Origin of the sequence: Peribacillus sp. NPDC101481 (assembly GCF_044767165.1) — a bacterium.
GTDB lineage: Bacteria > Bacillota > Bacilli > Bacillales > DSM-1321 > Peribacillus.
This window is the reverse complement of the sequence record NZ_JBIWNJ010000001.1, coordinates 1,261,477-1,286,911: the sequence shown is the minus strand read 5'-3', so window position 1 is coordinate 1,286,911 and position 25,435 is coordinate 1,261,477. Positions and strand designations below refer to the sequence as shown.

General features: G+C 42.9%; 19 protein-coding genes, 1 pseudogene and 1 other annotated feature. Of the genes and pseudogenes, 15 read left to right on the top strand and 5 right to left on the bottom strand.

All coding sequences use genetic code 11. The annotated features are described in order from the left end of the window. The first annotated feature begins 101 nt into the window (after nucleotides 1-101). The 5 genes from tig (at nucleotide 102) to yihA (ending at nucleotide 8,330) form a co-directional block, all read left to right on the top strand. Nucleotides 102-1,394, top strand: a complete 1,293-nt coding sequence (tig, locus tag ACIROD_RS06170) for a trigger factor (RefSeq protein WP_101222812.1) — start codon at nucleotides 102-104, stop codon at nucleotides 1,392-1,394. Nucleotides 1,395-1,825: 431 nt separating this feature from the next. Then, nucleotides 1,826-3,094: an ATP-dependent protease ATP-binding subunit ClpX gene (clpX, locus tag ACIROD_RS06165; protein WP_101222811.1), complete on the top strand. Its 1,269-nt coding sequence runs from the start codon at nucleotides 1,826-1,828 to the stop codon at nucleotides 3,092-3,094. A gap of 409 nt (nucleotides 3,095-3,503) precedes the next feature. Next, entirely contained in the window at nucleotides 3,504-5,174 is a 1,671-nt protein-coding gene (gene lonB, locus ACIROD_RS06160) for an ATP-dependent protease LonB (protein ID WP_101222810.1), read from the top strand. A 256-nt stretch (nucleotides 5,175-5,430) separates the two neighbouring features. Continuing rightward, the gene (gene lon, locus ACIROD_RS06155) at nucleotides 5,431-7,752 is read left to right on the top strand and encodes an endopeptidase La (RefSeq protein ID WP_402938777.1); all 2,322 of its coding nucleotides are present in this window, start codon (nucleotides 5,431-5,433) and stop codon (nucleotides 7,750-7,752) included. Continuing rightward, the gene (gene yihA / locus ACIROD_RS06150; protein WP_063232814.1) at nucleotides 7,749-8,330 is read left to right on the top strand and encodes a ribosome biogenesis GTP-binding protein YihA/YsxC; all 582 of its coding nucleotides are present in this window, start codon (nucleotides 7,749-7,751) and stop codon (nucleotides 8,328-8,330) included. The genes lon and yihA overlap by 4 nt, the downstream gene beginning before the upstream one ends. 72 nt (nucleotides 8,331-8,402) lie before the next feature. Here the strand turns inward: yihA and ACIROD_RS06145 are convergent, their stop codons facing one another. Next, nucleotides 8,403-8,885, bottom strand: a complete 483-nt coding sequence (locus tag ACIROD_RS06145; RefSeq protein WP_101222808.1) for a LiaI-LiaF-like domain-containing protein — start codon at nucleotides 8,883-8,885, stop codon at nucleotides 8,403-8,405. Between the two features lie 254 nt (nucleotides 8,886-9,139). Between ACIROD_RS06145 and hemA the strand changes: the two genes are divergently transcribed. The 8 genes from hemA to ysxE all read left to right on the top strand — a co-directional run bounded on the left by hemA (nucleotide 9,140) and on the right by ysxE (nucleotide 18,306). Beyond that, nucleotides 9,140-10,486, top strand: a complete 1,347-nt coding sequence (hemA, locus tag ACIROD_RS06140) for a glutamyl-tRNA reductase (RefSeq protein WP_402938773.1) — start codon at nucleotides 9,140-9,142, stop codon at nucleotides 10,484-10,486. 10 nt (nucleotides 10,487-10,496) lie between these two features. Further along, nucleotides 10,497-11,327, top strand: a complete 831-nt coding sequence (locus ACIROD_RS06135; RefSeq protein WP_133349505.1) for a cytochrome C assembly family protein — start codon at nucleotides 10,497-10,499, stop codon at nucleotides 11,325-11,327. 9 nt (nucleotides 11,328-11,336) lie between these two features. Continuing rightward, complete coding sequence (hemC, locus tag ACIROD_RS06130) at nucleotides 11,337-12,269, top strand: hydroxymethylbilane synthase (protein WP_101222805.1); 933 nt, start codon at nucleotides 11,337-11,339, stop codon at nucleotides 12,267-12,269. Further along, the gene (locus tag ACIROD_RS06125) at nucleotides 12,269-13,060 is read left to right on the top strand and encodes a uroporphyrinogen-III synthase (protein ID WP_402938769.1); all 792 of its coding nucleotides are present in this window, start codon (nucleotides 12,269-12,271) and stop codon (nucleotides 13,058-13,060) included. Before hemC ends, ACIROD_RS06125 begins: the two co-directional genes overlap by 1 nt. Nucleotide 13,061: 1 nt before the next feature. Then, nucleotides 13,062-14,054, top strand: a complete 993-nt coding sequence (hemB, locus tag ACIROD_RS06120; protein WP_402938766.1) for a porphobilinogen synthase — start codon at nucleotides 13,062-13,064, stop codon at nucleotides 14,052-14,054. Between the two features lie 40 nt (nucleotides 14,055-14,094). Next, entirely contained in the window at nucleotides 14,095-15,384 is a 1,290-nt protein-coding gene (hemL, locus tag ACIROD_RS06115) for a glutamate-1-semialdehyde 2,1-aminomutase (protein ID WP_230176788.1), read from the top strand. Between the two features lie 333 nt (nucleotides 15,385-15,717). Further along, entirely contained in the window at nucleotides 15,718-17,148 is a 1,431-nt protein-coding gene (locus ACIROD_RS06110; RefSeq protein WP_402938762.1) for a LysM peptidoglycan-binding domain-containing protein, read from the top strand. 87 nt (nucleotides 17,149-17,235) lie between these two features. Next, nucleotides 17,236-18,306 carry a spore coat protein YsxE gene (ysxE, locus tag ACIROD_RS06105; RefSeq protein WP_402938759.1) on the top strand — a complete coding sequence of 357 codons (1,071 nt, stop codon included), beginning with the start codon at nucleotides 17,236-17,238 and terminating at the stop codon, nucleotides 18,304-18,306. Between the two features lie 56 nt (nucleotides 18,307-18,362). On the opposite strand, the gene ACIROD_RS06100 is transcribed toward ysxE, so the two are convergent. Then, complete coding sequence (locus ACIROD_RS06100; protein ID WP_101222799.1) at nucleotides 18,363-18,554, bottom strand: hypothetical protein; 192 nt, start codon at nucleotides 18,552-18,554, stop codon at nucleotides 18,363-18,365. Nucleotides 18,555-18,780: 226 nt separating this feature from the next. After that, nucleotides 18,781-19,009, top strand: a binding site (T-box leader). Between the two features lie 42 nt (nucleotides 19,010-19,051). Between ACIROD_RS06100 and ACIROD_RS06095 the strand changes: the two genes are divergently transcribed. Further along, complete coding sequence (locus tag ACIROD_RS06095; RefSeq protein WP_101222797.1) at nucleotides 19,052-21,703, top strand: valine--tRNA ligase; 2,652 nt, start codon at nucleotides 19,052-19,054, stop codon at nucleotides 21,701-21,703. 49 nt (nucleotides 21,704-21,752) lie between these two features. Here the strand turns inward: ACIROD_RS06095 and ACIROD_RS06090 are convergent, their stop codons facing one another. Continuing rightward, a complete protein-coding gene (locus tag ACIROD_RS06090) occupies nucleotides 21,753-22,595 on the bottom strand; it encodes an ATP-grasp domain-containing protein (RefSeq protein ID WP_402938754.1) in 843 nt (280 codons plus the stop codon). Beyond that, nucleotides 22,564-23,505, bottom strand: coding sequence for an ATP-grasp domain-containing protein (locus ACIROD_RS06085; protein ID WP_402938751.1), 942 nt, complete (start codon nucleotides 23,503-23,505; stop codon nucleotides 22,564-22,566). The genes ACIROD_RS06090 and ACIROD_RS06085 overlap by 32 nt, the downstream gene beginning before the upstream one ends. A gap of 98 nt (nucleotides 23,506-23,603) precedes the next feature. On the opposite strand from ACIROD_RS06085, the gene ACIROD_RS06080 reads away from it, so the two are divergent. Beyond that, nucleotides 23,604-24,893 (top strand): bifunctional folylpolyglutamate synthase/dihydrofolate synthase, encoded by a 1,290-nt coding sequence (locus ACIROD_RS06080; RefSeq protein ID WP_402938748.1) that lies wholly within the window; start codon nucleotides 23,604-23,606, stop codon nucleotides 24,891-24,893. A 29-nt stretch (nucleotides 24,894-24,922) separates the two neighbouring features. On the opposite strand, the pseudogene ACIROD_RS06075 reads toward ACIROD_RS06080, so the two are convergent. After that, nucleotides 24,923-25,249, bottom strand: a pseudogene (locus ACIROD_RS06075) (transposase); the annotation flags it as partial. Nucleotides 25,250-25,435: the final 186 nt, after the last annotated feature.

The window sequence follows — 25,435 nt, the reverse complement described above, 5'->3', positions numbered from 1 at the left end:
ATATTTTTTGGGTATATTTGAAGGATGACTTGTTAACACTTGCAAAGCATATTCATCCAATGCTTATTATTGAAGTATATAGATTTTTTGGAGGGAAACACATGTCTGTAAAATGGGAAAAACAAGAAGGTAATCAAGGCGTACTAACAATTGAAGTTGACGCTGCAAAAGTAAACGAAGGTTTAGACGCAGCTTTCAAAAAAGTAGTGAAACAAGTAAATGTACCTGGCTTCCGTAAAGGTAAAATGCCACGTCAAATGTTCGAAAAAAAATTCGGCGTAGAATCACTTTACCAAGATGCGCTTGATATCATTCTTCCAGATGCTTATGCAAATGCTGTCGAAGAAGCTGGAATTCAGCCTGTAGATCGTCCTGAAATCGACATCGAGAAAATGGAAAAAGGCGAAAACCTGATCTTCACTGCAACTGTAACAGTTAAGCCTGAAGTTAAATTGGGAGATTACAAAGGTGTTGAAGTTGAAAAATTCAATACTGAAGTAACTGACGAAGATGTTGAAAACGAATTGAAAACTTTACAAGAGCGTCAAGCTGAGCTTGTCGTTAAAGAAGAAGGACAAGTTGCTGAAGGCGATACAGTTGTTCTTGACTTTGAAGGATTCGTTGATGGTGAAGCATTCGAAGGCGGAGCTTCAGAAAACCATTCATTGGAAATCGGTTCAAACTCTTTCATTCCAGGATTTGAAGAGCAACTTGTCGGTCTTGAAACTGGCGCTGAAAAAGATATCGAAGTTACATTCCCTGAAGAATACCATGCTGCTGAACTTGCAGGTAAACCAGCAGTATTCAAAGTGAAAATTCACGAAATCAAAACAAAACAACTTCCTGAGTTGGATGATGAGTTCGCGAAAGATGTCGACGACGAAGTGGAAACTTTGGCTGAACTTAAAGAAAAAACAAAACATAAATTAGAGCATGACAAAAAGCACGAAGAAGAAAACTTCATTCAAAACACTGTAATTGGTAAAGCTGTTGAAGGCGCAGAAATGGACGTTCCTGAAGCGATGATTTCAAATGAAGTTGACCGCATGATGAATGAGTTCTCTCAACGCATTCAATCTCAAGGTCTGAATTTGGAGCTTTACTACCAATTCTCAGGTCAAGACGAAGAAGCTTTAAAAGCGCAAATGAAAGAAGAAGCTGAAGGACAAGTTCGTACGAGCCTAACTCTTGAAGCAATCGCTGAAGTTGAAAAACTTGAAGCGACTGACGAAGACGTAGAAGCTGAACTTGCACAAATGGCTACTATGTACAATATGGAAGTTGATGCGATCAAACAAGCTCTTGGAAACTTAGAAGGAATCAAAGGCGATCTTAAAATTAAGAAAGCAATTGACTTCTTGGTAGAAAACAGCAAAACAGTTGACGCAAAATAATTTTTATAAATAAGTAGATTTAAATATTTCCTTTAAAAAACAAGGCGCGAGTAATCGTGCCTTGTTTTATACATATTGAGAATTAGTGTAAATTTCAAATATCGGTTATTTCCTGATTGATTTTTTTTGGATTTCAGTGTAGATTAGTTCTAATACCGCATATACATATTTATACAGCAAATCCTGCTTTTAAAAATCCAAAGTTTTGGGCATACTGGTAAAGGGCAAATACATATTGATTGATTATTGTACTTATTTAACAACTCGGACGCGTGAGCATTTTTGTTACTAAACTTCCAAGAACATGATAAAATGCAAAACATACTAGGGATTTTGGAATGTTTAAGTAGATGTGTGCCTCGTTTTTTTTCATTACGATTGGGTACCGCTATGTAATAGAGTTGGAAGAGTATTTAAAGGGGTGAACGTACATGTTTAAATTTAATGATGAAAAAGGACAGTTAAAATGTTCTTTTTGCGGTAAAACACAAGAACAAGTCCGTAAACTGGTTGCTGGTCCAGGTGTCTATATTTGTGACGAGTGTATAGAACTTTGTACGGAGATCGTCGAAGAAGAGCTGGGCACTGATGAAGAAGTAGAATTCAGGGATGTTCCTAAACCTATGGAAATCCGTGAAATTCTTGACGAATATGTTATTGGACAAGAACAGGCAAAGAAATCTTTGGCTGTCGCTGTTTACAACCATTATAAACGTATCAATTCCAATAGCAAAGTCGACGATGTGGAGCTTTCTAAAAGTAACATCGCCCTGATCGGACCGACGGGAAGCGGGAAAACCCTTCTTGCGCAAACATTGGCGCGCTTACTGAATGTTCCATTTGCGATTGCTGATGCCACTTCATTGACAGAAGCTGGATATGTTGGGGAAGATGTCGAAAACATCCTTCTAAAGCTGATCCAAGCCGCTGATTATGATGTGGAAAAAGCGGAAAAAGGCATCATTTATATTGATGAAATCGATAAAGTTGCCCGTAAATCGGAAAATCCTTCTATTACACGTGATGTGTCTGGTGAGGGTGTGCAACAAGCATTATTGAAAATCCTTGAAGGAACGGTTGCAAGCGTTCCGCCACAAGGTGGACGTAAACATCCACATCAGGAATTCATCCAAATCGATACGACCAATATTTTGTTCATCTGCGGCGGTGCCTTTGATGGCATCGAACCGATCATCAAACGCCGTCTTGGTCAAAAAGTCATTGGATTTGGCTCTGACGTGAAAAAGGATGATGTTGCAGAAAAAGAATTGCTTTCAAAAGTCCTTCCTGAAGACTTGCTTCGTTTCGGATTAATTCCGGAATTCATCGGTCGTCTTCCGGTAATTGCGACTCTTGAGCAATTGGATGAAGCTGCGTTGATTGAAATCCTGACAAAACCGAAAAATGCCCTTGTTAAACAATATCAAAAGTTGCTTGAACTAGACGATGTTGAATTGGAATTCGAACAGGAAGCGCTAAGTGAAATTGCTAAAAAGGCAATTGAACGTAAAACTGGTGCACGTGGTCTGCGGTCCATCATCGAAGGCATCATTCTTGAAGTGATGTTCGATCTGCCTTCACGTGATGATGTAGCAAAATGTGTAATCACAGGCAGCACGATTTCGAAAAATGAATCTCCAAAGCTCGTCCTTAAAGACGGTACAACCATCAAAGGACAAGAAAAGAAAACATCTGCTTGATAATATGGAAAAGAAAGGCTGCCAGTTAATGCTGGCAGTCTTTTTGTTTATAGACCAAAGTTGATTGTAACGTAAGGTACGAGACTCCTGCGGGAATACGCGTCCAAGGGAGACCCCGCAGGGGCAGAGCGCCGAGGAGGCTCCCGGACCGCCCGCGGAAAGCGAGTGCCTGTAGTGGAAATCAACGTTAAAACCTCAAAACAGTAGGTAAAACCAGTTAATTTCGAGTTGTTTACAGTCTGAGACTGCCGGTTCATCCTGGCAGTCTTTTCCTTTGTCTTTTTTTCAATTTGTTGATACTTAGGATAAAAACGCCAAAATTTTCAACACGAATTTCTTGGATAATATCGCCCTTCCAAAGGAGATACTAACAGAAATGACAAACTAGGAGAGTGCAGGAGGGAATACGATGAATTGGACAGGATTGGCGTTGTTTATCCAGCTGTTTTTTGGGATTATTATTGGATTGTATTTTTTGAACTTATTGAAAGGCCAGCGGACACAAAAAGTTTCCATTGACCGTGATTCACGTAAGGAGATGGACCAATTACGGAAAATGAGATCGATTTCGTTAACAGAGCCATTGGCAGAGAAAGTCAGACCAAGCACATTTAATGAAATCATCGGTCAAGAAGATGGGATTAAATCTTTAAAAGCTGCTTTATGCGGGCCTAATCCCCAGCATGTGATAATTTACGGTCCTCCAGGGGTAGGGAAAACGGCAGCTGCCAGACTTGTTTTGGAAGAGGCGAAGAAAAATGGCAAGTCCCCTTTTAAGAATTCAGCCGTTTTCGTTGAATTGGACGCCACCACAGCCAGGTTCGATGAACGGGGGATTGCCGATCCGCTCATTGGTTCTGTGCACGATCCAATCTATCAAGGAGCCGGGGCAATGGGACAGGCAGGCATTCCGCAGCCAAAGCAGGGTGCAGTCAGCAATGCTCATGGAGGCGTACTGTTCATAGATGAAATAGGGGAGCTTCATCCAATACAGATGAATAAACTGTTAAAGGTATTGGAGGATCGTAAGGTCTTTCTTGAAAGTGCTTATTATCAAGAGGAAAATCAAAATATTCCCACTCACATCCATGATATTTTTAAAAATGGACTGCCGGCTGACTTTCGATTGATTGGGGCCACAACAAGAACACCGAATGAAATCGCGCCTGCGATACGCTCAAGATGCATAGAAGTGTTTTTCCGTGAACTTGACCGTGAGGAAATAATCACCGTGGCTAAGAATGCCTCAGATAAAGTGGGAATCACCATCAGTGAAAAAGGCTTGCAGTCGATCTCGGATTATGCCCGAAATGGCAGGGAAGCTGTCAACATGATTCAGACCCTTGCTGGTATATCAATTAATGAAAACAGGACTTTTATCAGAGAAGAAGATATAGATTGGATGGCCCATAGCAGTCAGCTGACACAAAGAATGGATAGAAAAATAGAAGCGAATTCTAAAATAGGTCTTGTCAACGGTCTTGCAGTTTATGGTCCCAACAGCGGGGCATTGCTGGAAATCGAGGTTACGGTCATGGCCGCTACTGATGAAAAAGGATCGATAAATATTACTGGTATCGTTGAAGAGGAAAGTATCGGCGGTGGAAGCGGCAAATCGGTTCGCCGCAAGAGCATGGCAAAAGGTTCAATTGAAAATGTCATTACGGTTTTACGGTCGATGGGAGTGCCTGCCGGTCAATTTGATATCCATGTGAACTTTCCAGGCGGAAGTCCAGTAGATGGCCCTTCTGCAGGAATTGCAATGGCCACGGGCATATACTCGGCCATTTATAAAATCCCTGTTGATCACACAGTGGCAATGACTGGAGAAATAAGCATTCATGGCGGCGTTAAACCGATCGGCGGTGTCATTCCGAAAATCAAGGCAGCAAAACTGGCCGGGGCAAAGAAAGTAATCATCCCAGCTGAAAACATGCAGCCACTTCTATCTGAAATCAAGGATATAGAAATCATTCCCGTTTCAAATGTGAAAGAAGTGCTGGATCAGGCATTGAAAAAAGAATTGATGTCGGAACAAATCCTCACAACCTTGGACCTATCAAAAAAAGAAAGTGTATAAAGGAGATGCCCCGGGAAAAACAAGAACCGGGGCATTTTAAGGACCATATTGGCGTTCCGGACAAACCTGAAGTATAAAATAAACACGCATTGAGACGTGCTTTTTTATCTAATATTGGAGATAATAATAGCAGTCGAAACGTGTTAAGGTAAACGAATAGACACTTCTATATAAATAGGATAGAATTGTTAAAAGGTTGAGAACCATGGGTAAATAGTTTACAACGACGATACTAATTAGATGGAGGTGTCAGGAAATGACTGATAAAGAAATCATCGTCCCCCTCCTGCCGCTTAGAGGACTGCTTGTATATCCAACGATGGTACTTCATTTAGATGTAGGCCGAGATAAATCGGTACAAGCCCTTGAGAAAGCAATGGTGGAAGACCATCTTATATTTTTGACGACACAACAAGATGTTTCGTTGGACGAACCAGGTGAAGAAGATTTATTTACAATGGGAACTTTAACAAAGGTAAAACAGATGCTGAAGCTTCCGAATGGTACAATCCGGGTGTTGGTGGAAGGGTTGAACCGCGCAGAAGTCATGGAATTTTACGATTATGAGACACATTATGGTGCCAAGATTAAAATATATGAAGACAGTGATGAAAAGGATGCTGAACATCAAGCATTAATGCGCACACTACTGGATTATTTTGAACAATACATAAAAATGTCCAAGAAAATAACCGGTGAAACGTTTTCGTCCACTTCGGATATTGAAGAGCCTGGGCGATTAGCGGATATAATCGCTTCCCATTTGCCTTTGAAATTGAAGGAGAAGCAAGAAGTGCTTGAGACCATTGATATGAAAGAGCGTTTAAGCCGTGTAATCGAGATCATCAATAACGAGAAAGAAGTTCTTTTTCTCGAGAAAAAGATCGGCCAGCGTGTTAAGCGTTCGATGGAACGGACTCAAAAGGAATATTATTTACGAGAACAAATGAAAGCGATCCAAAAGGAATTGGGAGATAAGGAAGGAAAAACAGGGGAAATTGAGGTTCTCAACGAAAAGATAGAGGAAGCGGAAATGCCTGAGCATATCAAAGAAACGGCACTAAAGGAATTGGACCGTTATGAAAAGGTTCCTTCCAGCTCGGCCGAAAGCTCTGTCATCCGCAATTATATCGAATGGTTGATCTCGCTTCCTTGGACCAAAGCGACCAAAGATGACTTGAATATTCATAAAGCCGAAAAAATCCTGAACAGGGACCATCATGGTTTGGAAAAGGTGAAGGAGCGGGTACTTGAGTATCTGGCCGTCCAGCAATTGACCAATTCATTGAAGGGACCGATCCTTTGCTTGGTGGGACCTCCAGGGGTCGGGAAAACCAGCTTGGCTAAATCGATCGCTTCATCGCTGAATAGGAATTTCGTCCGTATATCTTTAGGTGGGGTGCGCGATGAATCAGAAATCCGCGGACATCGCCGTACATATGTAGGGGCGATGCCAGGAAGGATCATTCAAGGCATGAAAAAAGCTGGAACGATCAATCCAGTCTTTTTACTGGACGAAGTGGATAAGATGTCCAATGACTTTAGGGGAGATCCATCTGCAGCGATGCTGGAGGTGCTCGATCCAGAGCAAAATCATAATTTCAGTGATCATTATATTGAAGAAACTTACGATCTTTCCAAAGTCATGTTCGTGGCGACGGCGAATAATTTGGGATCGATTCCTGGCCCGCTTCGTGATCGTATGGAAATCATTTCGATTGCAGGTTATACTGAGATAGAGAAACTTCATATAGCCAAGGATCACTTGCTGCCTAGACAGCTGGAAAACCATGGTTTAACGAAGACACAACTGCAAATCCGTGAGGAAGCTCTTACAAAAATCATCCGTTATTATACTCGGGAAGCCGGTGTTCGAAGTTTGGAGCGACAGCTTGCAGGCATCTGTCGGAAGACTGCGAAAATCATCGTGTCCGGAGATAAAAAGCGGGTCGTCATATCAGAAAAGAATGTCGAGGAGTTTTTAGGGAAAACCATGTTCCATTATGGACAGGCTGAGGTCGAGAACCAAGTCGGTGTAGCTAATGGATTGGCATACACATCGGTAGGCGGCGATACGCTGCAAATCGAGGTTTCCTTATCACCAGGTAAAGGCAAGCTGATCCTGACAGGAAAGCTTGGCGATGTAATGAAAGAGTCAGCCCAGGCTGCTTTCAGTTATGTCCGTTCAAAAACCGAGAAACTTCAGATTGATTCGAACTTCCATGAAAAATATGATATTCATATTCATGTCCCTGAAGGTGCGGTCCCAAAAGATGGTCCTTCTGCAGGCATCACGATTGCAACAGCGTTAATATCGGCCCTTACAAATAGGCCGATCAGAAAAGAGGTAGGCATGACAGGCGAAATTACATTACGCGGACGGGTTCTTCCGATCGGCGGGCTTAAAGAAAAATCTTTAGCGGCCCATCGCGCAGGACTTACGAAAATCATCATCCCGCAAAATAACGAAAAGGATATTGATGATATCCCGGAAAGTGTCCGTAAAGCATTAACATTTGTTCCAGTTTCACACGTCGATGAAGTCCTTGAGCATGCATTGGTAGGTGTGAACGAATGAAAGTGACAAGTTCAGATATTGTCATCAGTGCTGTGAAGCCTGAACAATATCCCAATACTCCAATACCGGAATTTGCCTTGGCAGGCCGTTCCAACGTTGGAAAATCCAGTTTCATCAACAAAATGATCAATCGAAAAAACTTGGCGCGCACATCCTCTAAACCGGGTAAGACGCAGACCTTGAATTTTTATATCATAAATGAAGCACTCCATTTTGTGGATGTACCGGGTTATGGCTATGCAAAAGTATCCAAGACGGAACGTGATGCTTGGGGAAGAATGATCGAAACGTATTTCACTTCCAGAGACCAGCTCCGCGCTGCGCTTCTGATTGTGGATTTGCGTCATCCGCCTACAAAGGATGATATCGCGATGTATGAATTCCTGAAGCATTATGATCTGCCCCGGATTGTCATTGCAACCAAAGCGGATAAGATTCCAAAAGGCAAATGGCAGAAACACTTGAAAATCACGCGCCAAACGCTAAATATGGAAAAAGAAGATGAATTGCTTCTATTCTCTGGTGAAACAGGCGAAGGCAAGGAACAAGCCTGGGGCGTCCTTAAGAAATATATGTAAACGAAAAGGGTATTCCGCATCTGGAATACCCTTTTTCATCATGGAATTTGCAAAAATGCGAATCGGCAATTCTCACTTTTTTCGAACCAAAAAATAAATGCCGATTGCCATCAAAGCAAATGGCCAAAACCTTTCGATGTTCGCAGTGCTTGTTTCAACAAGCCCAAAAGAAGAAGTGATTTGATCATAGAATAAGAAAGTGATCGAGATGAGAAGTATTACCATCCCGTGAAACATTCCAGAATTTGTTTTACGTGCCCGGAGAATAAATCCGAGCGAGATGATTAAAATAAAGATACCTATATTATCCGGCCAGATATCCAGATTCTCGACGATATGGAAGTGAGCCCCGAAACCCAGTAGGATGACGCCTGGCAGGATGGACTCATATTCATTACCGCTATATGCCTGAATCAGGAAGGCTGCACCAACTATACATAATAAAGTGGGCCAGCTGAAAAAGCCTGGAAAGATTTCGATTTGGGAATGTTCAAGAAAAAAATAGAGCCCGAAACCGATTAATACGATTCCTGGGAAAATACGCTGCGTTTTCATTTTATCCTCCTATGCAATTCGATTACTTGAAGTTTTTTGCCATTTTTGATATGGTACTTTTGTACACAATGTCGAAATATGTATGTAACTTACCAATCCTGCTAAGACACCTTTTGTAGCATTACGGGCGTTTTGGCTGTCTTTTCATGGTAGCATACGTTATTCATAAACTGTTCATATTATTTGCGTAAAACCATTTTAGTACATGGTATAATAAATTTACATGAAAAATTTTGGGGGTGCAAAACAAAAGGATGCATATTCTAGCGGTTGGTATAAATTACAAAACTGCCCCTGTAGAAATTCGGGAAAAACTATCGTTTAACGAAGCCGAACTTGCCGAGGCAATGAAAGCTCTTAAAAATAAAAAAAGCATCTTGGAAAATATTATTATTTCAACATGTAACAGGACGGAAATATATGCGGTCGGTGACCAGCTTCATACAAGCAGGTATTATATAAAGGAATTTCTTTCGGAATGGTTTAATATCGATAAAGAAGAATTTTCTAAATATCTGTTCATTTATGAAGGCGATGGGGCTGTTGAGCATTTATTTTCAGTTACCTGCGGCTTGAATTCCATGATACTGGGCGAAACTCAGATTTTGGGACAAGTACGTTCAAGCTATCTGTTAGGGCAGAAGGAAGATACGATCGGTACCGTTTTTAACCATCTCTTCAAGCAAGCCCTTACATTGGCTAAAAAAGCTCATTCGGAAACCGAAATCAATACAAATGCCGTTTCCGTCAGCTATGCGGCAGTCGAGCTTGCCAAGAAAATCTTTGGAGGCCTGAACGGCAAGAATGTCTTGATTCTTGGGGCCGGTAAGATGGGTGAGCTGGCCATTCAAAATCTGCATAGCAATGGTGCCGACAGCATTACAGTCATTAACCGCACCTTCCAGAAAGCGGTCGACCTGGCGGAAAGATTCAATGGTACGGCGAAACAGCTTCAAGAGCTGCAATGCGCTTTAGTGGAAGCTGATATCCTGATTACTTCCACCGGATCAAAAGATCTCCTTGTAACAAAAGAAATGATGTCATTCATCAATAAGCTTCGTAAAGGCCGTCCTATTTTCATGGTCGATATCGCAGTGCCGCGTGACCTCGATCCAACATTGGCTGAGCTGGAAAATGTCTTCTTGTATGATATTGACGATCTTGAAGGGATCGTGCAAGCCAATATCGAAGAACGTAAAAAAGCTGCCGAGAAAATAGAATTGATGATCGAATCAGAAATCGTTGATTTCAATCAATGGATTAATTTACTTGGTGTGGTTCCCGTCATTTCTTCTTTACGGGAAAAATCCCTATCGATACAAAAGGAAACGATGGAAAGCATCGAAAGAAAGCTACCGCATTTGAGCGAACGTGACAAAAAAGTTTTGAATAAGCATACGAAAAGCATCATCAACCAAATGCTGAAAGATCCGATTCTTTATGCAAAAGAGCTGGCAGATGAGCCGAATGCAAAAGAGCAATTAAATAATTTTGTGAAAATCTTCCATTTAGAGGAATTGATTGAAGACCAGCTGGTTACGGATGAAAAAGAACGGAACAGCTCCAAGTCATCCCTATTGAATCCAGTTCCTGTCCAGTAATGAGGTAGATATGGAATTACTAATGACAAGATTGCATGAAGCCACTGTATTGTTGTATGCCATCAGTATGCTTTTATATTTTATCGATTTCCTCAATAATAACCAGAAGGCGAACAGGGTCGCCTTCTGGTTGCTTTCTATTGTTTGGGTACTGCAAACAATTTTTTTATTTCTGTATGTGTTGAAAACGGGAAGGTTCCCGGTATTGACGATTTTTGAAGGATTATATTTTTATGCATGGGTCCTCATATCGTTATCTTTAATCATTAACCGATTGCTAAGAGTCGATTTTACGGTCTTTTTTACGAATGTATTAGGTTTCATGGTTATGGCCATCCATACGTTTGCACCTGTTCAGATAGAATCTCAAGTGCTTGCACAGCGCCTGGTTTCAGAGCTACTGCTCATACATATCACTTTTGCCATCCTATCATATGGGGCATTCACGCTTTCTTTCGTTTTTTCACTTTTATACTTAATCCAATATGATTTACTGAAACGGAAGAAATGGGGAAAACGCCTGCTTCGACTCGGCGATCTAACAAAGCTCGAGCAAATGTCTTATGTCCTCGCAGTAATAGGTGTTCCATTATTAGTGGTTTCCCTTATCCTGGGGATTCAATGGGCATATATAAAAGTGCCTGGGGTATCCTGGCTGGACATGAAGATCATCGGCTCATTTATTTTGCTTATCGCTTACAGTGTGTTTTTATACTTGAAAATTCGGAAACAAATGTATGGAAGGACGCTAGCCTTTCTGAATATTGGATCTTTCATGATTGTGTTAATAAACTTTTTCCTTTTCGGAAGCCTTTCAACATTCCACTTTTGGAATACATAGGAGGAAACTATGAGAAAAATAATTGTCGGTTCTAGACGTAGTAAATTAGCGATCACCCAAACTAACTGGGTTATCGATCAACTTAAAGAGCTTGGGGTCCCATACGATTTCGAGGTGAAGGAAATTGTCACAAAGGGTGACCAAATCCTTGATGTAACACTTTCCAAGGTAGGCGGAAAGGGCTTATTCGTTAAAGAAATCGAACAAGCGATGCTGGATAAAGAAATTGATATGGCTGTACATAGTATGAAAGATATGCCAGCAGTGCTGCCTCCAGGCTTGACGATTGGCTGCATACCACCGAGGGAGGACCATCGGGATGCCTTGATTTCAAAAAATCATGAAAATCTTTCCGAACTGAAGCCGGGTTCCATCATAGGTACAAGCAGCTTGCGCCGTGGCGCGCAAATATTGGCTAGAAGGCCGGACCTTGAAATTAAATGGATTCGCGGTAATATCGATACCCGTCTGAATAAGCTGAAAACGGAAGATTATGATGCTATCATTTTAGCTGCTGCCGGACTGTCAAGAATGGGTTGGGAGAAGGACATCGTAACGGAATTTTTAGATGAAGATATTTGCATTCCGGCAGTTGGACAAGGAGCACTTTCCATTGAGTGCCGTGAAGACGACAAAGAGCTGCTGGCGGAACTTGCAAAATTGACCTGTGAAAAAACTAAAAGAACGGTTGAAGCGGAACGTGCCTTTTTGGATAAAATGGAAGGCGGATGCCAGGTACCGATTGCCGGATTTGCGGTGGCAAAAGATAATGGATCCGTTTCCTTGACGGCTTTGGTCGCTGCCCCGGATGGAAAGGTGATTTATAAAGAAATGGTTGAGGGAACCGATCCCGAGGCGGTTGGGCATGCTGCTGCCAAACAGATTAGTGAAATGGGCGGTAAAGAATTGATCGATCGCGTAAAAGAAGAGCTTGATCAGTAATGAATCCCTTTCAACCTCTTAAGGATTATCAGGTATTAATCACCAGAGGGAAAGGACAGGCAGATGGTTTAAAAGAGTCGATCGAAAAAAATGGCGGAACGCCGCTTCTTGTGCCATTGCTTGAGTTCACTCTTCCTGATCATTTGGAAGATGTACAACAGCGGTTAGATGAGTTACTTACATATGACTGGATCATTTTGACCAGTCAAAATGGGGTGGATTTCTTCTTTAAGCTTCTTGGTAACCAGCCTTTAAAGCTTCCGAAAATAGCCGTAATCGGCTCCAAAACAGAAGCAGCCCTGAAACGGCTTGGATATAAGGCGGATTTCGTTCCAACTCAGTTTGTTGCCGAAGGGTTCGTGGCGGAGTTCAATGCCCTGCTTGATAAAGGGGCCCGCGTGTTGCTGGCAAAAGGAAATCTCGCAAGGGCGGTTATTGCGGAGGCAATCAATGAAGCTGGTGCATCCTGTGATGAAGTGATTATTTATCATACCGTGCTTCCTCGAAGCAGTGAAAAAAAACTGGTGCAGCTTATAAGGAACGACGATATCGACATCATAACCTTTACGAGTTCATCGACGGTCAATCATTTTTTACAGATCATGAAACGCCATGAATTGGATACATACATAGACCGGATCATCATCGCCTGCATCGGGCCGATTGCCGCTAAAACGGCTGAAAAACATGGGCTATCCGTCGATGTCTGTCCAGAAGTTTATACGACGGATGCCATGGTTGCTGAGTTAATACGCTTCATTTTGAAAAGAAGTAAAAAGGAGGAACTTTAAAATGAAAAACATTCCATTCAATCGCCACCGTCGCTTGCGTGCAAGTGCCGGCATGAGGGCTTTAGTCCGTGAAACACAATTACATAAAGAGGATTTGATCTATCCGATCTTCGTCATCGACGGAGAAAATGTGAAAAATGAGATCAACTCCATGCCAGGTATCTATCAGCTATCCATGGATAATCTGGGGGCCGAAATGGATGAAGTCGTGAGTCTGGGCATTAAATCAGTCATTTTATTCGGTGTCCCTTTTGATCATGATAAAGACGAACAGGGTACAGGGGCATTTCACCATAACGGACTTGTGCAAGAAGCAACCCGTTTTATTAAAAAACAATATCCCGATGTTATTGTCATAGCGGATACCTGCCTATGTGAGTATACAAGCCATGGCCATTGCGGGGTCGTAGAAGGGGAAAAAATCCTCAATGACGCTTCACTTGACCTTCTTGCCAAAACGGCAATCAGCCAGGCAGAGGCCGGCGCCGATATCATTGCACCTTCCAACATGATGGACGGTTTTGTTGCGGCCATCCGTGCAGGTCTGGATGAAGCGGGTTATGAAGATATCCCAATCATGTCCTATGCGGTGAAATATTCTTCGGCTTTTTACGGCCCATTCCGTGATGCCGCAAATGGTGCGCCGCAATTCGGCGACAGGAAAACTTACCAAATGGATCCCGCCAATCGCCTTGAAGCATTCCGTGAAGCTGAATCCGATGTTGCTGAAGGTGCGGACTTCCTAATCGTGAAACCGGCCCTTTCCTACATGGACATCATCAGGGACGTTAAAAATAACTTTAATCTTCCGATCGTTTCCTATAATGTCAGCGGTGAATATTCAATGGTTAAGGCAGCTGCCCAAAATGGCTGGATTGATGAAAAAGCGATAGTGATGGAAATGCTGACAGGCTTGAAACGCGCAGGTTCCGACTTGATCATTACGTATTTTTCAAAAGAGGTAGCACGCTGGATAAACGAAGAAAATCAATGATATAAAAATATAACCTGTAATGGAAAAAGGGGATTGAATCATGCGGTCATATGAAAAATCGAAAAAAGCGTTTGCTGAAGCAAAAAATTTGATGCCAGGCGGCGTGAACAGCCCGGTGCGTGCCTTCAAATCTGTGGACATGGATCCCATTTTCATGGAGCGCGGAAAAGGCTCAAAAATGTATGATATCGATGGAAATGAATATATCGACTATGTTCTTTCATGGGGACCGCTTATCCTGGGTCACACGAATGACCGTGTCGTGGAATCATTGAAAAAGGTAGCGGAATCAGGTACAAGCTTTGGGACCTCGACACTGATTGAGAATGAACTGGCCAAGCTGGTCATTGAACGGGTGCCTTCGATTGAAATGATCCGTATGGTATCTTCAGGCACGGAAGCGACGATGAGTGCACTAAGGTTGGCACGAGGCATTACAGGCCGTGATAAAATCCTGAAATTCGAAGGCTCCTATCATGGACATGGCGATTCCTTGCTGATCAAGGCGGGTTCAGGCGTTGCGACATTAGGCTTACCGGATAGCCCGGGAGTACCGGAAGGCATTGCAAAAAATACGATTACCGTAGCATATAATGATCTAGCTGCGACCAAATACGCATTTGAACAATTTGGCGAAGACATTGCCTGTATCATCGTAGAACCTGTTGCAGGGAACATGGGTGTGGTTCCGCCACAACCTGGTTTCCTCGAAGGCTTACGTGAAGTGACCACCCAATACGGGGCTCTATTGATCTTTGACGAAGTTATGACAGGGTTCCGTGTCGGCTATAATTGTGCACAAGGCTATTTTGGCATCGTACCTGATTTGACTTGCCTTGGGAAAGTTATTGGCGGCGGCTTGCCTGTAGGTGCATTCGGAGGCAAGCGAGAATTCATGGAACAAATTGCCCCGAGTGGGACGATCTATCAAGCGGGAACATTGTCGGGTAACCCCCTTGCCATGACGGCCGGTCTTGAAACGCTGAGCCAATTGACTCCAGAATCTTATGATGAGTTCACCCGAAAAGGGGATATGCTCGAAAAAGGTATTGGGGAAGCAGCGAAAAAGTACGGAGTCCCGTATACATTCAACCGTGCCGGTTCCATGATTGGACTTTTCTTTACGAATGAAGAAGTGGTAAACTATGATACAGCAAAAACATCCGATTTAGAGTTCTTTGCTTCTTACTATAGGGAAATGGCGAATCAAGGCATCTACTTGCCGCCGTCACAGTTTGAAGGTTTATTCCTTTCCACTGCACATAGTGATGAAGATATCGAAAAGACCATTACAGCGGCAGAACAGGCTTTTGCAAAATTAAAAAAATGATGCAAGGCTTCACGAACTACCGATATATTGAATAATGATAACTTTGAACTGGCTGCCATTTTCCAAGAACTTTTGGAGAAGGGTAGCCAGTTTTTTTGAATTCAATCAGTACGTGGAAAGTCGAATTAATGGTTTCATTCAGGATTTTCATGCCTATTGTTACAATCCCACATGATTTTAGCCTGAAATATTTGAATCCCTTCTTTTTAAAAGGTTCAGGAAATAAAAGGTCTCGAGTGCGGCGTATGAAATTAAGGAATAATCGGCTTCCTTCATTCATAGATTGATATTGGTATAGGTACCGTTTCCTGAAGCTGAAAGGAGGAGTTGTTTTTGTCGCAAGAAAATGAATCGTATTTACGATTTTCTTTAGAGGAATCCGTTTGGTTCCAGAAGGGACAGGAAGTGGCTGAGCTATATTCCATTTCGCTTGATCCAAATGTGACGATTCAAGAAAGTGACCAATATGTTTTTATACGAGGCTCGTTGGATTTAAGCGGTGAATATAAAGACTCGCAAAATGGTGAAGAAGAGGAGTTTTCGCAGACCTTTTTGCCAAAAGCGGTTCAAAAGGTCGAGAGGCATCCCAATGGACTAAATGAGTTCACACACCGTTTTCCGGTTGACATAACGATTCCGAATAATCGGATTGCCTCATTGGATGAGGTCGATGTCTCGATTCAAAGCTTTGATTATGCCCTGCCAGAGCATAACTGTTTGAAATTGCAGGCGGATCTTTTGATAACCGGAATCTATAATGATTCATATGTGGAAGAACGGTTCGATACGGAGCAGGAAGTTGGGGAAACAGAGGAACAAGAAGAAACGGATGGGGAAAATGAGTCGTATATTCCTTATGCGGCTGCAGTGCCGCCGATTCCGGACTTTCAGCCTGTTTTCCGTGATGAGGAGGAAGAAGAGTTATACGCGCCCTTTTCTGCAGAGTCAAAACGAGTTTCTGAAGCAAATGAAGAAGAGGAAGAGGAGCCGATTTATTTAAGCGATCAGCATAGTGCCCCAGTTTTTGAAATTCCCGTTTCACCATATCCTGAAGAGGAGGAGTGGGAAACGGAAGTGCATAGACAGGAAGAAGCTGAAGCTGTAGAGGAAGAAGTTATTGGAGATCCGTCTGACCCAACGGATAAGGTACCTTCCATGGAAGAGGGGAAACTGGAGGAAGAACCAAGCAGGCAGGATCCAGTGGAGAAGATAGAGATTCCTAGAGTGACATTGAAAGAAGAAGTAGAAGAAGTAGAAGAAGAAGTAGTAGAAGAGCCAAGTCAAGCAGCCATCCATCAAAATAGCCCTGTTTCCAATTTAGAAACCGAGGAGGTCATACGGCAGGAGGAGGATGGCGTTGCAGCGGGTCCTATTCTAAATGAACATGTAAAGGTGGAGCAGGAAGAGGAATCTCATTCGTCCTTAAGCGATCTATTCAAAAAGAGGGAAAGACCTGCGCCACCGGCTAAGGAGGTTAAGAATTTCAAAGGCAGGAAACAAGCCGCGGAACGTGATGATAAAGAAACGGCCGATCATGGTGAGAAGCAGCCTTCCATCATGGATTTATTCGGACGGAAACAGGAAGAAGAACTGGTAAGGATGAAAGTTTGTATTGTTCAGCAAGGGGAAACGCTTGATGACTTGGCTCAACGATATGATGTTACGGTTCAATCGATACTTTTCAGCAATGAATTGGAGTCGAATCAAAACGTTCATGAAGGGCAAGTCATCTATATACCGAAGGCGGTTGCATATAAGAATTGATCGGGACAGAGAGCAGAGCATATGGTCTGCTCCTGTTTTTTAGGTGCTGGAGAATCTTTAGTTTTTTAGAGAAAGTGAGTGAGTCTCGTGAGGGAAAACGAGAATCAGCAGCCTGCCAATCTGAATCGGGACACGGAAACCGTATTGAAGGAATATGCCATGTATGTACAATATATCGAGGACTTCGGGCGTGTGAAAAAAGTGTACAGTGATCGCGGTACATTTGCCTTGAAATCGATGTTACCGCAGAACGGCATTGATTTTATCAAAAATGTTCAAAAACTGTACCATCGCGGCTATAATCGGATCGTTCCGATTTATCAAACGATGGATCAGCGTTACGCCGTTCTTCATAATGGCCGTTTGTATTACCTGATGCCCTGGCTCAATAATCAGGGGGACGGGGAGCGCGATGAAAAACATAAGCAAATGTTCAGGGAGCTTGCTCGGATGCATACACTTTCCGTTAAGGAAATACAAGTGGATATTGAGGAAAGGGAAGCCCATTATGAGCGGACGCTTGATGCCTGGAATAACGAGAAGGACTTTATGGATGAGTATATTGTCAGCTGTGAAAAGAAGTGGTATATGTCTCCATTCGAAATGACGGTTTGCTCTTTCTACACTGATATTTCACAGGCGCTGAAGTACTCGATCAAGAAGTTTGAAACCTGGTATGAAAAAACGAAGGATAGTGAAAAGGTGCGAACCGTGGTCACGCACGGAAAGGTTTCTTTGAAGCATTTCGTTTATGATGAGCGGGGGTATGGCTACTTCATCAATTTTGAGAATTCGAATACGGCTCCGCCGCATTTCGATTTACTGCCATTTCTCGTTAAATCGGCCAGGACCTATCCTGTCCAATGCGATGACTGCGTTGACTGGCTATATAACTATTTTCGTTATTTTCCGTTGAAGGAAGAAGAATTGCTGCTCATGCAAAGTTATCTGGCATTCCCTGGATCAGCTTTGGAATTAGTGAAGAGTTATTCCGATGGCAGGATCCATCGTTCAGAGCTTGAGAATGTTACTCAACTGCAGCGGCAATTTTGGCTTCTGAAAAATATTGAATATATGGTGATGAAAATCGAAGAGATCGAACAGCAGAAAAAGGCTGCTGCCGACGCTGCCAAAGAAGAACAATCACCTCCAAGCTAAATATACATGATTGGATTATCTCCAGTCATGTATATTTTTTTGCTGTAAGGGAATAATTATATCCATTCGAAATATAAAGACATGGCCAGGAAAATAAATGCGATTAGCAGGAGCATATCGAAGAAAGTCGGAAAAATCAACGTGCGTAATCCTTGGAATACGATAAAGGGGACGATGAACTGCTGGCAGACACCGCGGAATTTTTTCATCCAAGGCGGTAAAGTATAGGGAGTATATCTTCGCTTCATATTATTACCTTCCTTTTTAGGACTTCTAATATTCTATGGGTGGGCAGTGGAAAAGGTGATAAAGCCGTCACATTCACTGTTCTTGGAGGATAAAATAAAGAAAACGACCTTGAATGTATCAAATGGGATGATTCCTGGGAAAGTAAGCGAAAAGATGATTGACTGGAGCCCCATATTTTTTGTACTATATACTATATGCATTCAATGAATTTACATATGAATATAAATCAATGCAAAGACCGGAAATAGTAAGATGATATGCACTTTTCAGAGAGGAAACCAAATTGGTGCGAGGTTTCCAGGAAGCAGCATCCGAAGTCGTCCGCGAGCAGTCTTCGTGAACCTCTTTAGTAGCGAAGGCCGGTGAAGAGCCGTTATCCGATTTGAGAGCCGAAAGAGTTTTTTTCTTTTTCGGAAAAAAGGTGGCACCGCGAACAACTTCCTTCGTCCTTTTGTGATGATGGAAGTTTTTTTATGCCTAAAAAGGAGGAAATGATATGGAAGAGAACCAAATTTCTATGCCGACTAAATATGATCCGCAGACGATAGAGAAAGGCCGCTACAAATGGTGGCTTGATGGAAAGTTTTTCGAAACGACGGGTGACGATAAAAAAGAACCATACACGATTGTCATCCCGCCGCCTAACGTGACAGGTAAGCTTCATCTTGGTCACGCTTGGGATACGACACTTCAAGATATTTTGACACGCATGAAAAGAATGCAGGGCTATGATGTTTTATGGTTGCCGGGCATGGACCATGCCGGTATCGCCACTCAAGCGAAAGTAGAACAGAAACTTCGTGCGGAAGGCGTGAGCCGTTATGACCTTGGACGTGAAAAATTCGTAGAAGAGACATGGAAGTGGAAAGAGGAATATGCGAGCCATATCCGTGAACAATGGTCAAAGCTGGGTCTTGGACTTGATTATACACGTGAACGCTTCACTCTTGATGAGGGGCTTTCAAAAGCTGTGCGCGAAGTGTTCGTTTCGCTTTATAACAAGGGCTTGATTTATCGCGGCGAATACATCATCAACTGGGATCCATCGACGAAAACGGCTTTATCCGATATCGAGGTTATTTACAAAGATGTACAGGGCGCATTTTACCATATGAAATATCCGTTGGTTGACGGATCAGGTGAAATCGAAATTGCCACCACCCGTCCAGAAACGATGCTTGGTGATACTGCTGTTGCTGTACATCCTGAAGATGACCGTTATAAACACTTGATCGGCAAAATGGTCCGATTGCCAATTACAGGCCGGGAAATTCCGATTGTCGGTGATGATTATGTCGATATGGAATTCGGTTCAGGCGCGGTCAAAATTACTCCGGCTCATGACCCGAATGATTTCGAAATCGGGAACCGTCACGATTTGGAGCGCATCCTTGTCATGCATGAAGATGGCTCGATGAATGAAAAGGCTGGTAAATATGAAGGCATGGATCGGTTTGAATGCCGTAAACAAATCGTCAAAGACCTTCAGGAAGAAGGAGTACTCTTCAAAATCGAAGATCACCTTCACTCAGTCGGACATTCAGAGAGAAGCGGTGCTGTTGTTGAACCATATCTTTCGACGCAATGGTTCGTTAAAATGCAGCCGCTGGCTGATGCATCCGTTGAGCTTCAAAAAGGATCCGATGAGGAAAAAGTTCATTTCGTACCGGACCGTTTCGAAAAAACGTACCTGCATTGGATGGAAAATATCCGTGACTGGTGCATTTCCCGTCAGCTTTGGTGGGGTCACCGCATTCCAGCCTGGTACCATAAAGAAACAGGTGAAGTGTATGTAGGTCACGAAGAGCCTGCGGACGCTGAAAACTGGGAACAAGATACGGATGTTCTGGATACATGGTTCAGCTCGGCATTATGGCCGTTCTCGACTATGGGCTGGCCTGACAAGGACAGTATCGATTTCCAACGTTACTATCCAACCGGGGCACTTGTGACAGGCTATGATATCATATTCTTCTGGGTATCACGGATGATTTTCCAAGCTCTTGAGTTCACGGGTGAACGACCATTTGAAGATGTGCTGATCCACGGACTCGTTCGTGACGAACAGGGGCGCAAGATGAGTAAATCGCTTGGCAATGGTGTCGATCCGATGGATGTCATCGATCAATACGGTGCCGATTCACTGCGTTACTTCTTGTCTACTGGCAGCTCGCCAGGACAGGATCTTCGTTACAGCACGGAAAAAGTGGAAGCGGTCTGGAACTTCTCCAATAAGATTTGGAACGCATCCCGTTTTGCTTTGATGAACATGAATGGCATGACTTATGACGAAATCGATTTAAGCGGTGAGAAGTCTGTAGCCGATAAATGGATCTTGACGCGCTTGAATGAAACGATTTCCAACGTAACCAGACTTGCGGACCGTTATGAGTTTGGTGAAGTGGGCCGTGTGCTATACAACTTCATTTGGGATGACTTCTGTGACTGGTATATTGAAATGGCGAAGCTTCCGCTATATGGCGAAGACGAAGCAGCGAAGAAAACGACGCGCTCGATCTTGGCTTATGTACTGGATAACACGATGAGATTGTTACACCCGTTCATGCCTTTCATTACCGAAGAGATCTGGCAGAACCTTCCTCATCAAGGTGAGTCCATCACTGTTGCCGCTTGGCCGGAAGTGAATGAAGGATTGACAGATACAGCTGCAGCCGAGGAAATGAAGCTGCTTGTTGAAATCATCCGCTCCGTACGTAATATCCGTGCTGAGGTGAACACACCGCTTAGCAAAAAAATCAATTTGATTTTAAAAGCGAAAGATGAGTCAATCTTAGAGACGTTACAGAAAAACAGCAGCTATATCGAGCGTTTCTGTAATCCTGAACAATTGACGATCGGAATTGAAGTCGAGGAACCTGCTCAAGCCATGACAGCTGTCGTAACTGGCGTAGAACTGATCCTTCCGCTGACAGGACTGATCAATATTGACGAAGAAGTGAAACGTCTTGAAAAAGAACTCGACAAACTTAATAAAGAAGTTGAGCGTGTACAGAAAAAACTAGGCAACGAGGGCTTCGTCAAAAAGGCGCCGGCAAGCGTCATCGAAGAAGAACGTGCCAAGGAAAAAGACTATAGCGAAAAACGCGACTCTGTAATCCACAGGATCAGCGAACTGAAACAACTGTAAAACAAAAGGATGAACCAGCTTTATGCCGGTTCATCCTTTTTGTGCTTCGTTAGGAGGATATTCTTTCTTTTATGAATGTAAGGTACTCCGATACGATATTCATATCACTTAATGCACTTAATGTCCGGCTGCCGACGACATCCTCGATTTCGTTGAGCATGGGGCTGCCATCTTCGGCAAATATGAAATCGATTCCGACCAGGCCGAAATCAAACGACTTCATTACTTTTTCGACAAGGCCTAATTCAGCTGCAGATAGCTCATATAGTGAAGCCGATCCGCCCAGCGTATAATTTGCCTTGAAACTTGAAGCGGACTCCCTAAGTACAGCAGCCTTCACTTTTTTTCCAATTACAAAAACGCGGATATCTTTACCGAATAAGCCGGGTTTTTGGACTATCCAATTTCCATCTTTCAGTATGGCAAGATCATCGGCATGTTCTATTAGATATACTTGTTTCCCGCCGCGTCCACTTGTTTCTTTAGCAATGAAAGGAAACTCCATGTCATCGGCACTCGGTCTTCCGTTACAATATACGGTATCGGCCATTGGAATCCCAAGCGAGGACATATATTGGTGCGTCTTTGCTTTGTCATTCGCGATTTCCGATACGAAGGAGGAGTTAAAGCAAGCAATCCCCAGTTGCTCAAGCTGCTTTGTAAAAAAAGGATCGATGGTCCGGACGATAGCGAAGTCCGGCAATGAAATTGGCTGCGTCTCATGTTCCACGTACAACTCGTTGAAACGATGACCGATCCTAAGGTCTTCCCGAAAGTGAAAGTGTAAATCAAGATCAAGCTTACTGGCTTCGTCAAGCATCCAATCTATGTATCCTTTGTTTTTCAAGGCATCCTCACGGTTATAAATCAACCAGCCTGCTTGTTTTTTCATCAGATGCACTTCCTTTTCCTAATTCTTTCAAGATATAATCGAACATGCTTTCAGCGATGTTGATGCCTGTACATTCATAAATATTCAGTAAATGCGAATTCGAATTCACTTCGCACAAAAGCGGACCTTCTTCACCGAACAACAAATCGACGCCAGCGAAGTCGGCACCCAGAATTTGCGCACATCGGATGGCAAGTTGTGCTTCTTCATTGGTGGGTATATATGGTGCAGCCTGCCCTCCGACAGTCATATTAGCTCGGAAGTCTTGCTCCGAATGGCGTTGCATCGCTGCTATGACTTGATTGCCCACGACATTCACACGAATATCCCGACCTTTACTGTGCTCGATGAATTCCTGGATTATAAATGGTTTGTGGCCAAGATTACGGATCGTCTTTAGTAACTCATCCTCTGTTTGGATCAAATATACTTGTTCCCCAAAAGAACCGTATGCTTCCTTAACGATAAGCGGATACCCAAGCTCATTGCCGATTTGTATGAAAGCATCCATATTGACCCTTTCAATCCCTTCGTACGTAAAAGGGGGAAATAAGGTTTTCGGCATTGGTATGCCATGCCCGGTCAATGCTTGATGTGTTTTTGCTTTACTGTCGCAAATATCGATCGCTTTACTGCTGTTATAAACGGGGATGCCGAGCAATTCCAAATGGCGTGCCAAATGAATGTCTTTATCCATGAACAGAACAAAATCAGGAAGCTTATCAAAAGCTCCTTTAAGCAGTGGCACTCCTTTTTCGATTATCGGAATGAGATCTGAATTACGGATAAGAGTTGCCATGATATCTTTCCTTTCAGCCGCCTCTTTAATGAACAAAGCTAAACTGGAAAACTTATCATGCTGTAAATAGCCGTTAACGACAATCCAACAGTGGTAATCTGAAGGTTTCATTATAAAACACTACCTTTCATCTAGGTTAATCGTTCATATATTGATAAAATAATCTTAACGCATAAGAGCGGTATAAAGAAAGAGGAGGCACAACGATAATGGTAACGACCATGAAAGAAATCAATCATTTTTTTGAACGGCGCCAAGTTCAATTGGGCATGAATTTTGGACTATCACGGATGGAAGCATTGTTAACTGAATTAGGAGACCCGCATAAGGCGCTACAGTATATTCATATTGCAGGATCTAACGGGAAAGGATCAACACTGCAATATATTAAAGAGATCCTACTTGCCCAAGGGATTCGGGTCGCTTCCTTCACATCACCTTATTTAATACGGATGAATGAACAGCTCAAGATTAATGAAGATGAAATCAGTGATAAGGATTTTATCGCTGTCTTCCGTGAGCTTTGGCCGATTATACAAGAGATGGACAGTAAAGGGGACGGTCCCACTCAGTTCGAAATTTTGACTGCGGTGGCATTTTCTTATTTTAGCAAAAAGGAAGTGGATTTGGTTTTGATGGAAACCGGTTTGGGAGGCAGGCTCGATACAACGAATGTCATCCAGCCGTTTCTTTCGATCATTACCTCGATTTCTTTGGAACATACGAGCATCCTGGGTAACACACTTGGGGAAATTGCTTTTGAGAAGGCTGGCATCATTAAAAGCGGGGCGCCGATCATCAGCGGAGTCACAGCCGGGGAACCAGCAAAAGTAATTGAAGAAAAAGCGTCATCATTAGGGGTACCTTATTACCAATTAGGTAAAGACTTTCATATAGGCAATATAAAGCAAAGTGAACGAGGGCAAAGTTTCTCATTTTCGCTTGCCGACAGGTCCATCGAAAATGTGGAAATGCGGATGCTAGGACGTCATCAAATGGAGAATGCGGCACTGGCCATTGCTGCTGTCACATTAGGAATGGAAAATATCGATAAAAGAAGCATCCTTAAAGGAATAGGCGAAGCGAAATGGGATGGCCGCTTTGAAAAAATATCGGATGAGCCGTTGGTGATCATCGATGGTGCACATAATCCTGCCGGCATCGACGTGCTGAAGGAAACGCTAAAAGTGCATTACCCCGATTATAAGTACCGATTCGTATTCAGTTCATTTAAAGATAAAAATTATTCCGAGATGCTTCATGGACTGGAAACTGAAGCGATGGAAATCATCATTACCGAATTCGACCATGAACGGGCGGCGGATGCGAAAACGCTATATGAAAAATGCAGTCATCCCAATAAACGGATAAACAAGGATTGGCAGGAGGCGATAACGGAAGGCAGCAGGAAAACAGGGGAAAAAGAGATTCTTGTCATCACAGGGTCGCTCCATTTCCTTTCACTTGTGAGGGAGTTCCTAATCAGAGAAGATGCCTAAAGGGATGTGCCTTTACCGGTGGACTAATTATTTTTCCCGATTGTCGAGAAATGAGGCGCTTTATCATGGAAACCAAAGCCTAAGAACCAACGGTAAGCCATATTTGTTTCAACTTCTTCAATTGCTTTATGCATTGAACGAATACCGAGGGTAAATCGAATGAAAGTCAGTTTGGCTAATATAACTGGATCAATACTTGGGCTTCCTATCTCTGAATATATATCTTTCAAATCATAAATGAAAGTGAAGTCAATGGCAGCCTCAATTTTACGAACCAAATGATTCGCCGGCACCAGTTGATCTAAAGTAATCATTTCAAGTTGGTCTCGCTGAATAGAATAATGTTTCAAAAGCATCCTCATCACCTCAGGTTTTAATAGTTCTATTTTAAAACAAAAAAGACTATAGGCAAAAGGTTCCATCTGAAATTTTAAACATAGTTGATTGGAACGGAAGGTGCGAGACTCCTGCGGGAATAGCGAGTCCAAGGGAGACCCCACAGTCGCAAGTGCGCCGAGGAGGCTCCCGGACCGCCCGCGGAA

Coding starts and splice junctions, on each gene's coding strand:
- ACIROD_RS06145 (WP_101222808.1), bottom strand. CDS start 8,885: ATGAAAACGCAGCGTATTTTCCCAGGAATCGTATTAATCGGTTTCGGG.
- ACIROD_RS06095 (WP_101222797.1), top strand. CDS start 19,052: ATGGAAGAGAACCAAATTTCTATGCCGACTAAATATGATCCGCAGACG.
- yihA (WP_063232814.1), top strand. CDS start 7,749: ATGAAAGTGACAAGTTCAGATATTGTCATCAGTGCTGTGAAGCCTGAA.
- lon (WP_402938777.1), top strand. CDS start 5,431: ATGACTGATAAAGAAATCATCGTCCCCCTCCTGCCGCTTAGAGGACTG.
- hemB (WP_402938766.1), top strand. CDS start 13,062: ATGAAAAACATTCCATTCAATCGCCACCGTCGCTTGCGTGCAAGTGCC.
- ACIROD_RS06085 (WP_402938751.1), bottom strand. CDS start 23,505: ATGAAACCTTCAGATTACCACTGTTGGATTGTCGTTAACGGCTATTTA.
- tig (WP_101222812.1), top strand. CDS start 102: ATGTCTGTAAAATGGGAAAAACAAGAAGGTAATCAAGGCGTACTAACA.
- hemA (WP_402938773.1), top strand. CDS start 9,140: ATGCATATTCTAGCGGTTGGTATAAATTACAAAACTGCCCCTGTAGAA.
- ACIROD_RS06125 (WP_402938769.1), top strand. CDS start 12,269: ATGAATCCCTTTCAACCTCTTAAGGATTATCAGGTATTAATCACCAGA.
- clpX (WP_101222811.1), top strand. CDS start 1,826: ATGTTTAAATTTAATGATGAAAAAGGACAGTTAAAATGTTCTTTTTGC.
- ACIROD_RS06135 (WP_133349505.1), top strand. CDS start 10,497: ATGGAATTACTAATGACAAGATTGCATGAAGCCACTGTATTGTTGTAT.
- hemC (WP_101222805.1), top strand. CDS start 11,337: ATGAGAAAAATAATTGTCGGTTCTAGACGTAGTAAATTAGCGATCACC.
- lonB (WP_101222810.1), top strand. CDS start 3,504: ATGAATTGGACAGGATTGGCGTTGTTTATCCAGCTGTTTTTTGGGATT.
- ACIROD_RS06090 (WP_402938754.1), bottom strand. CDS start 22,595: ATGAAAAAACAAGCAGGCTGGTTGATTTATAACCGTGAGGATGCCTTG.
- ACIROD_RS06080 (WP_402938748.1), top strand. CDS start 23,604: ATGGTAACGACCATGAAAGAAATCAATCATTTTTTTGAACGGCGCCAA.
- ACIROD_RS06100 (WP_101222799.1), bottom strand. CDS start 18,554: ATGAAGCGAAGATATACTCCCTATACTTTACCGCCTTGGATGAAAAAA.
- hemL (WP_230176788.1), top strand. CDS start 14,095: ATGCGGTCATATGAAAAATCGAAAAAAGCGTTTGCTGAAGCAAAAAAT.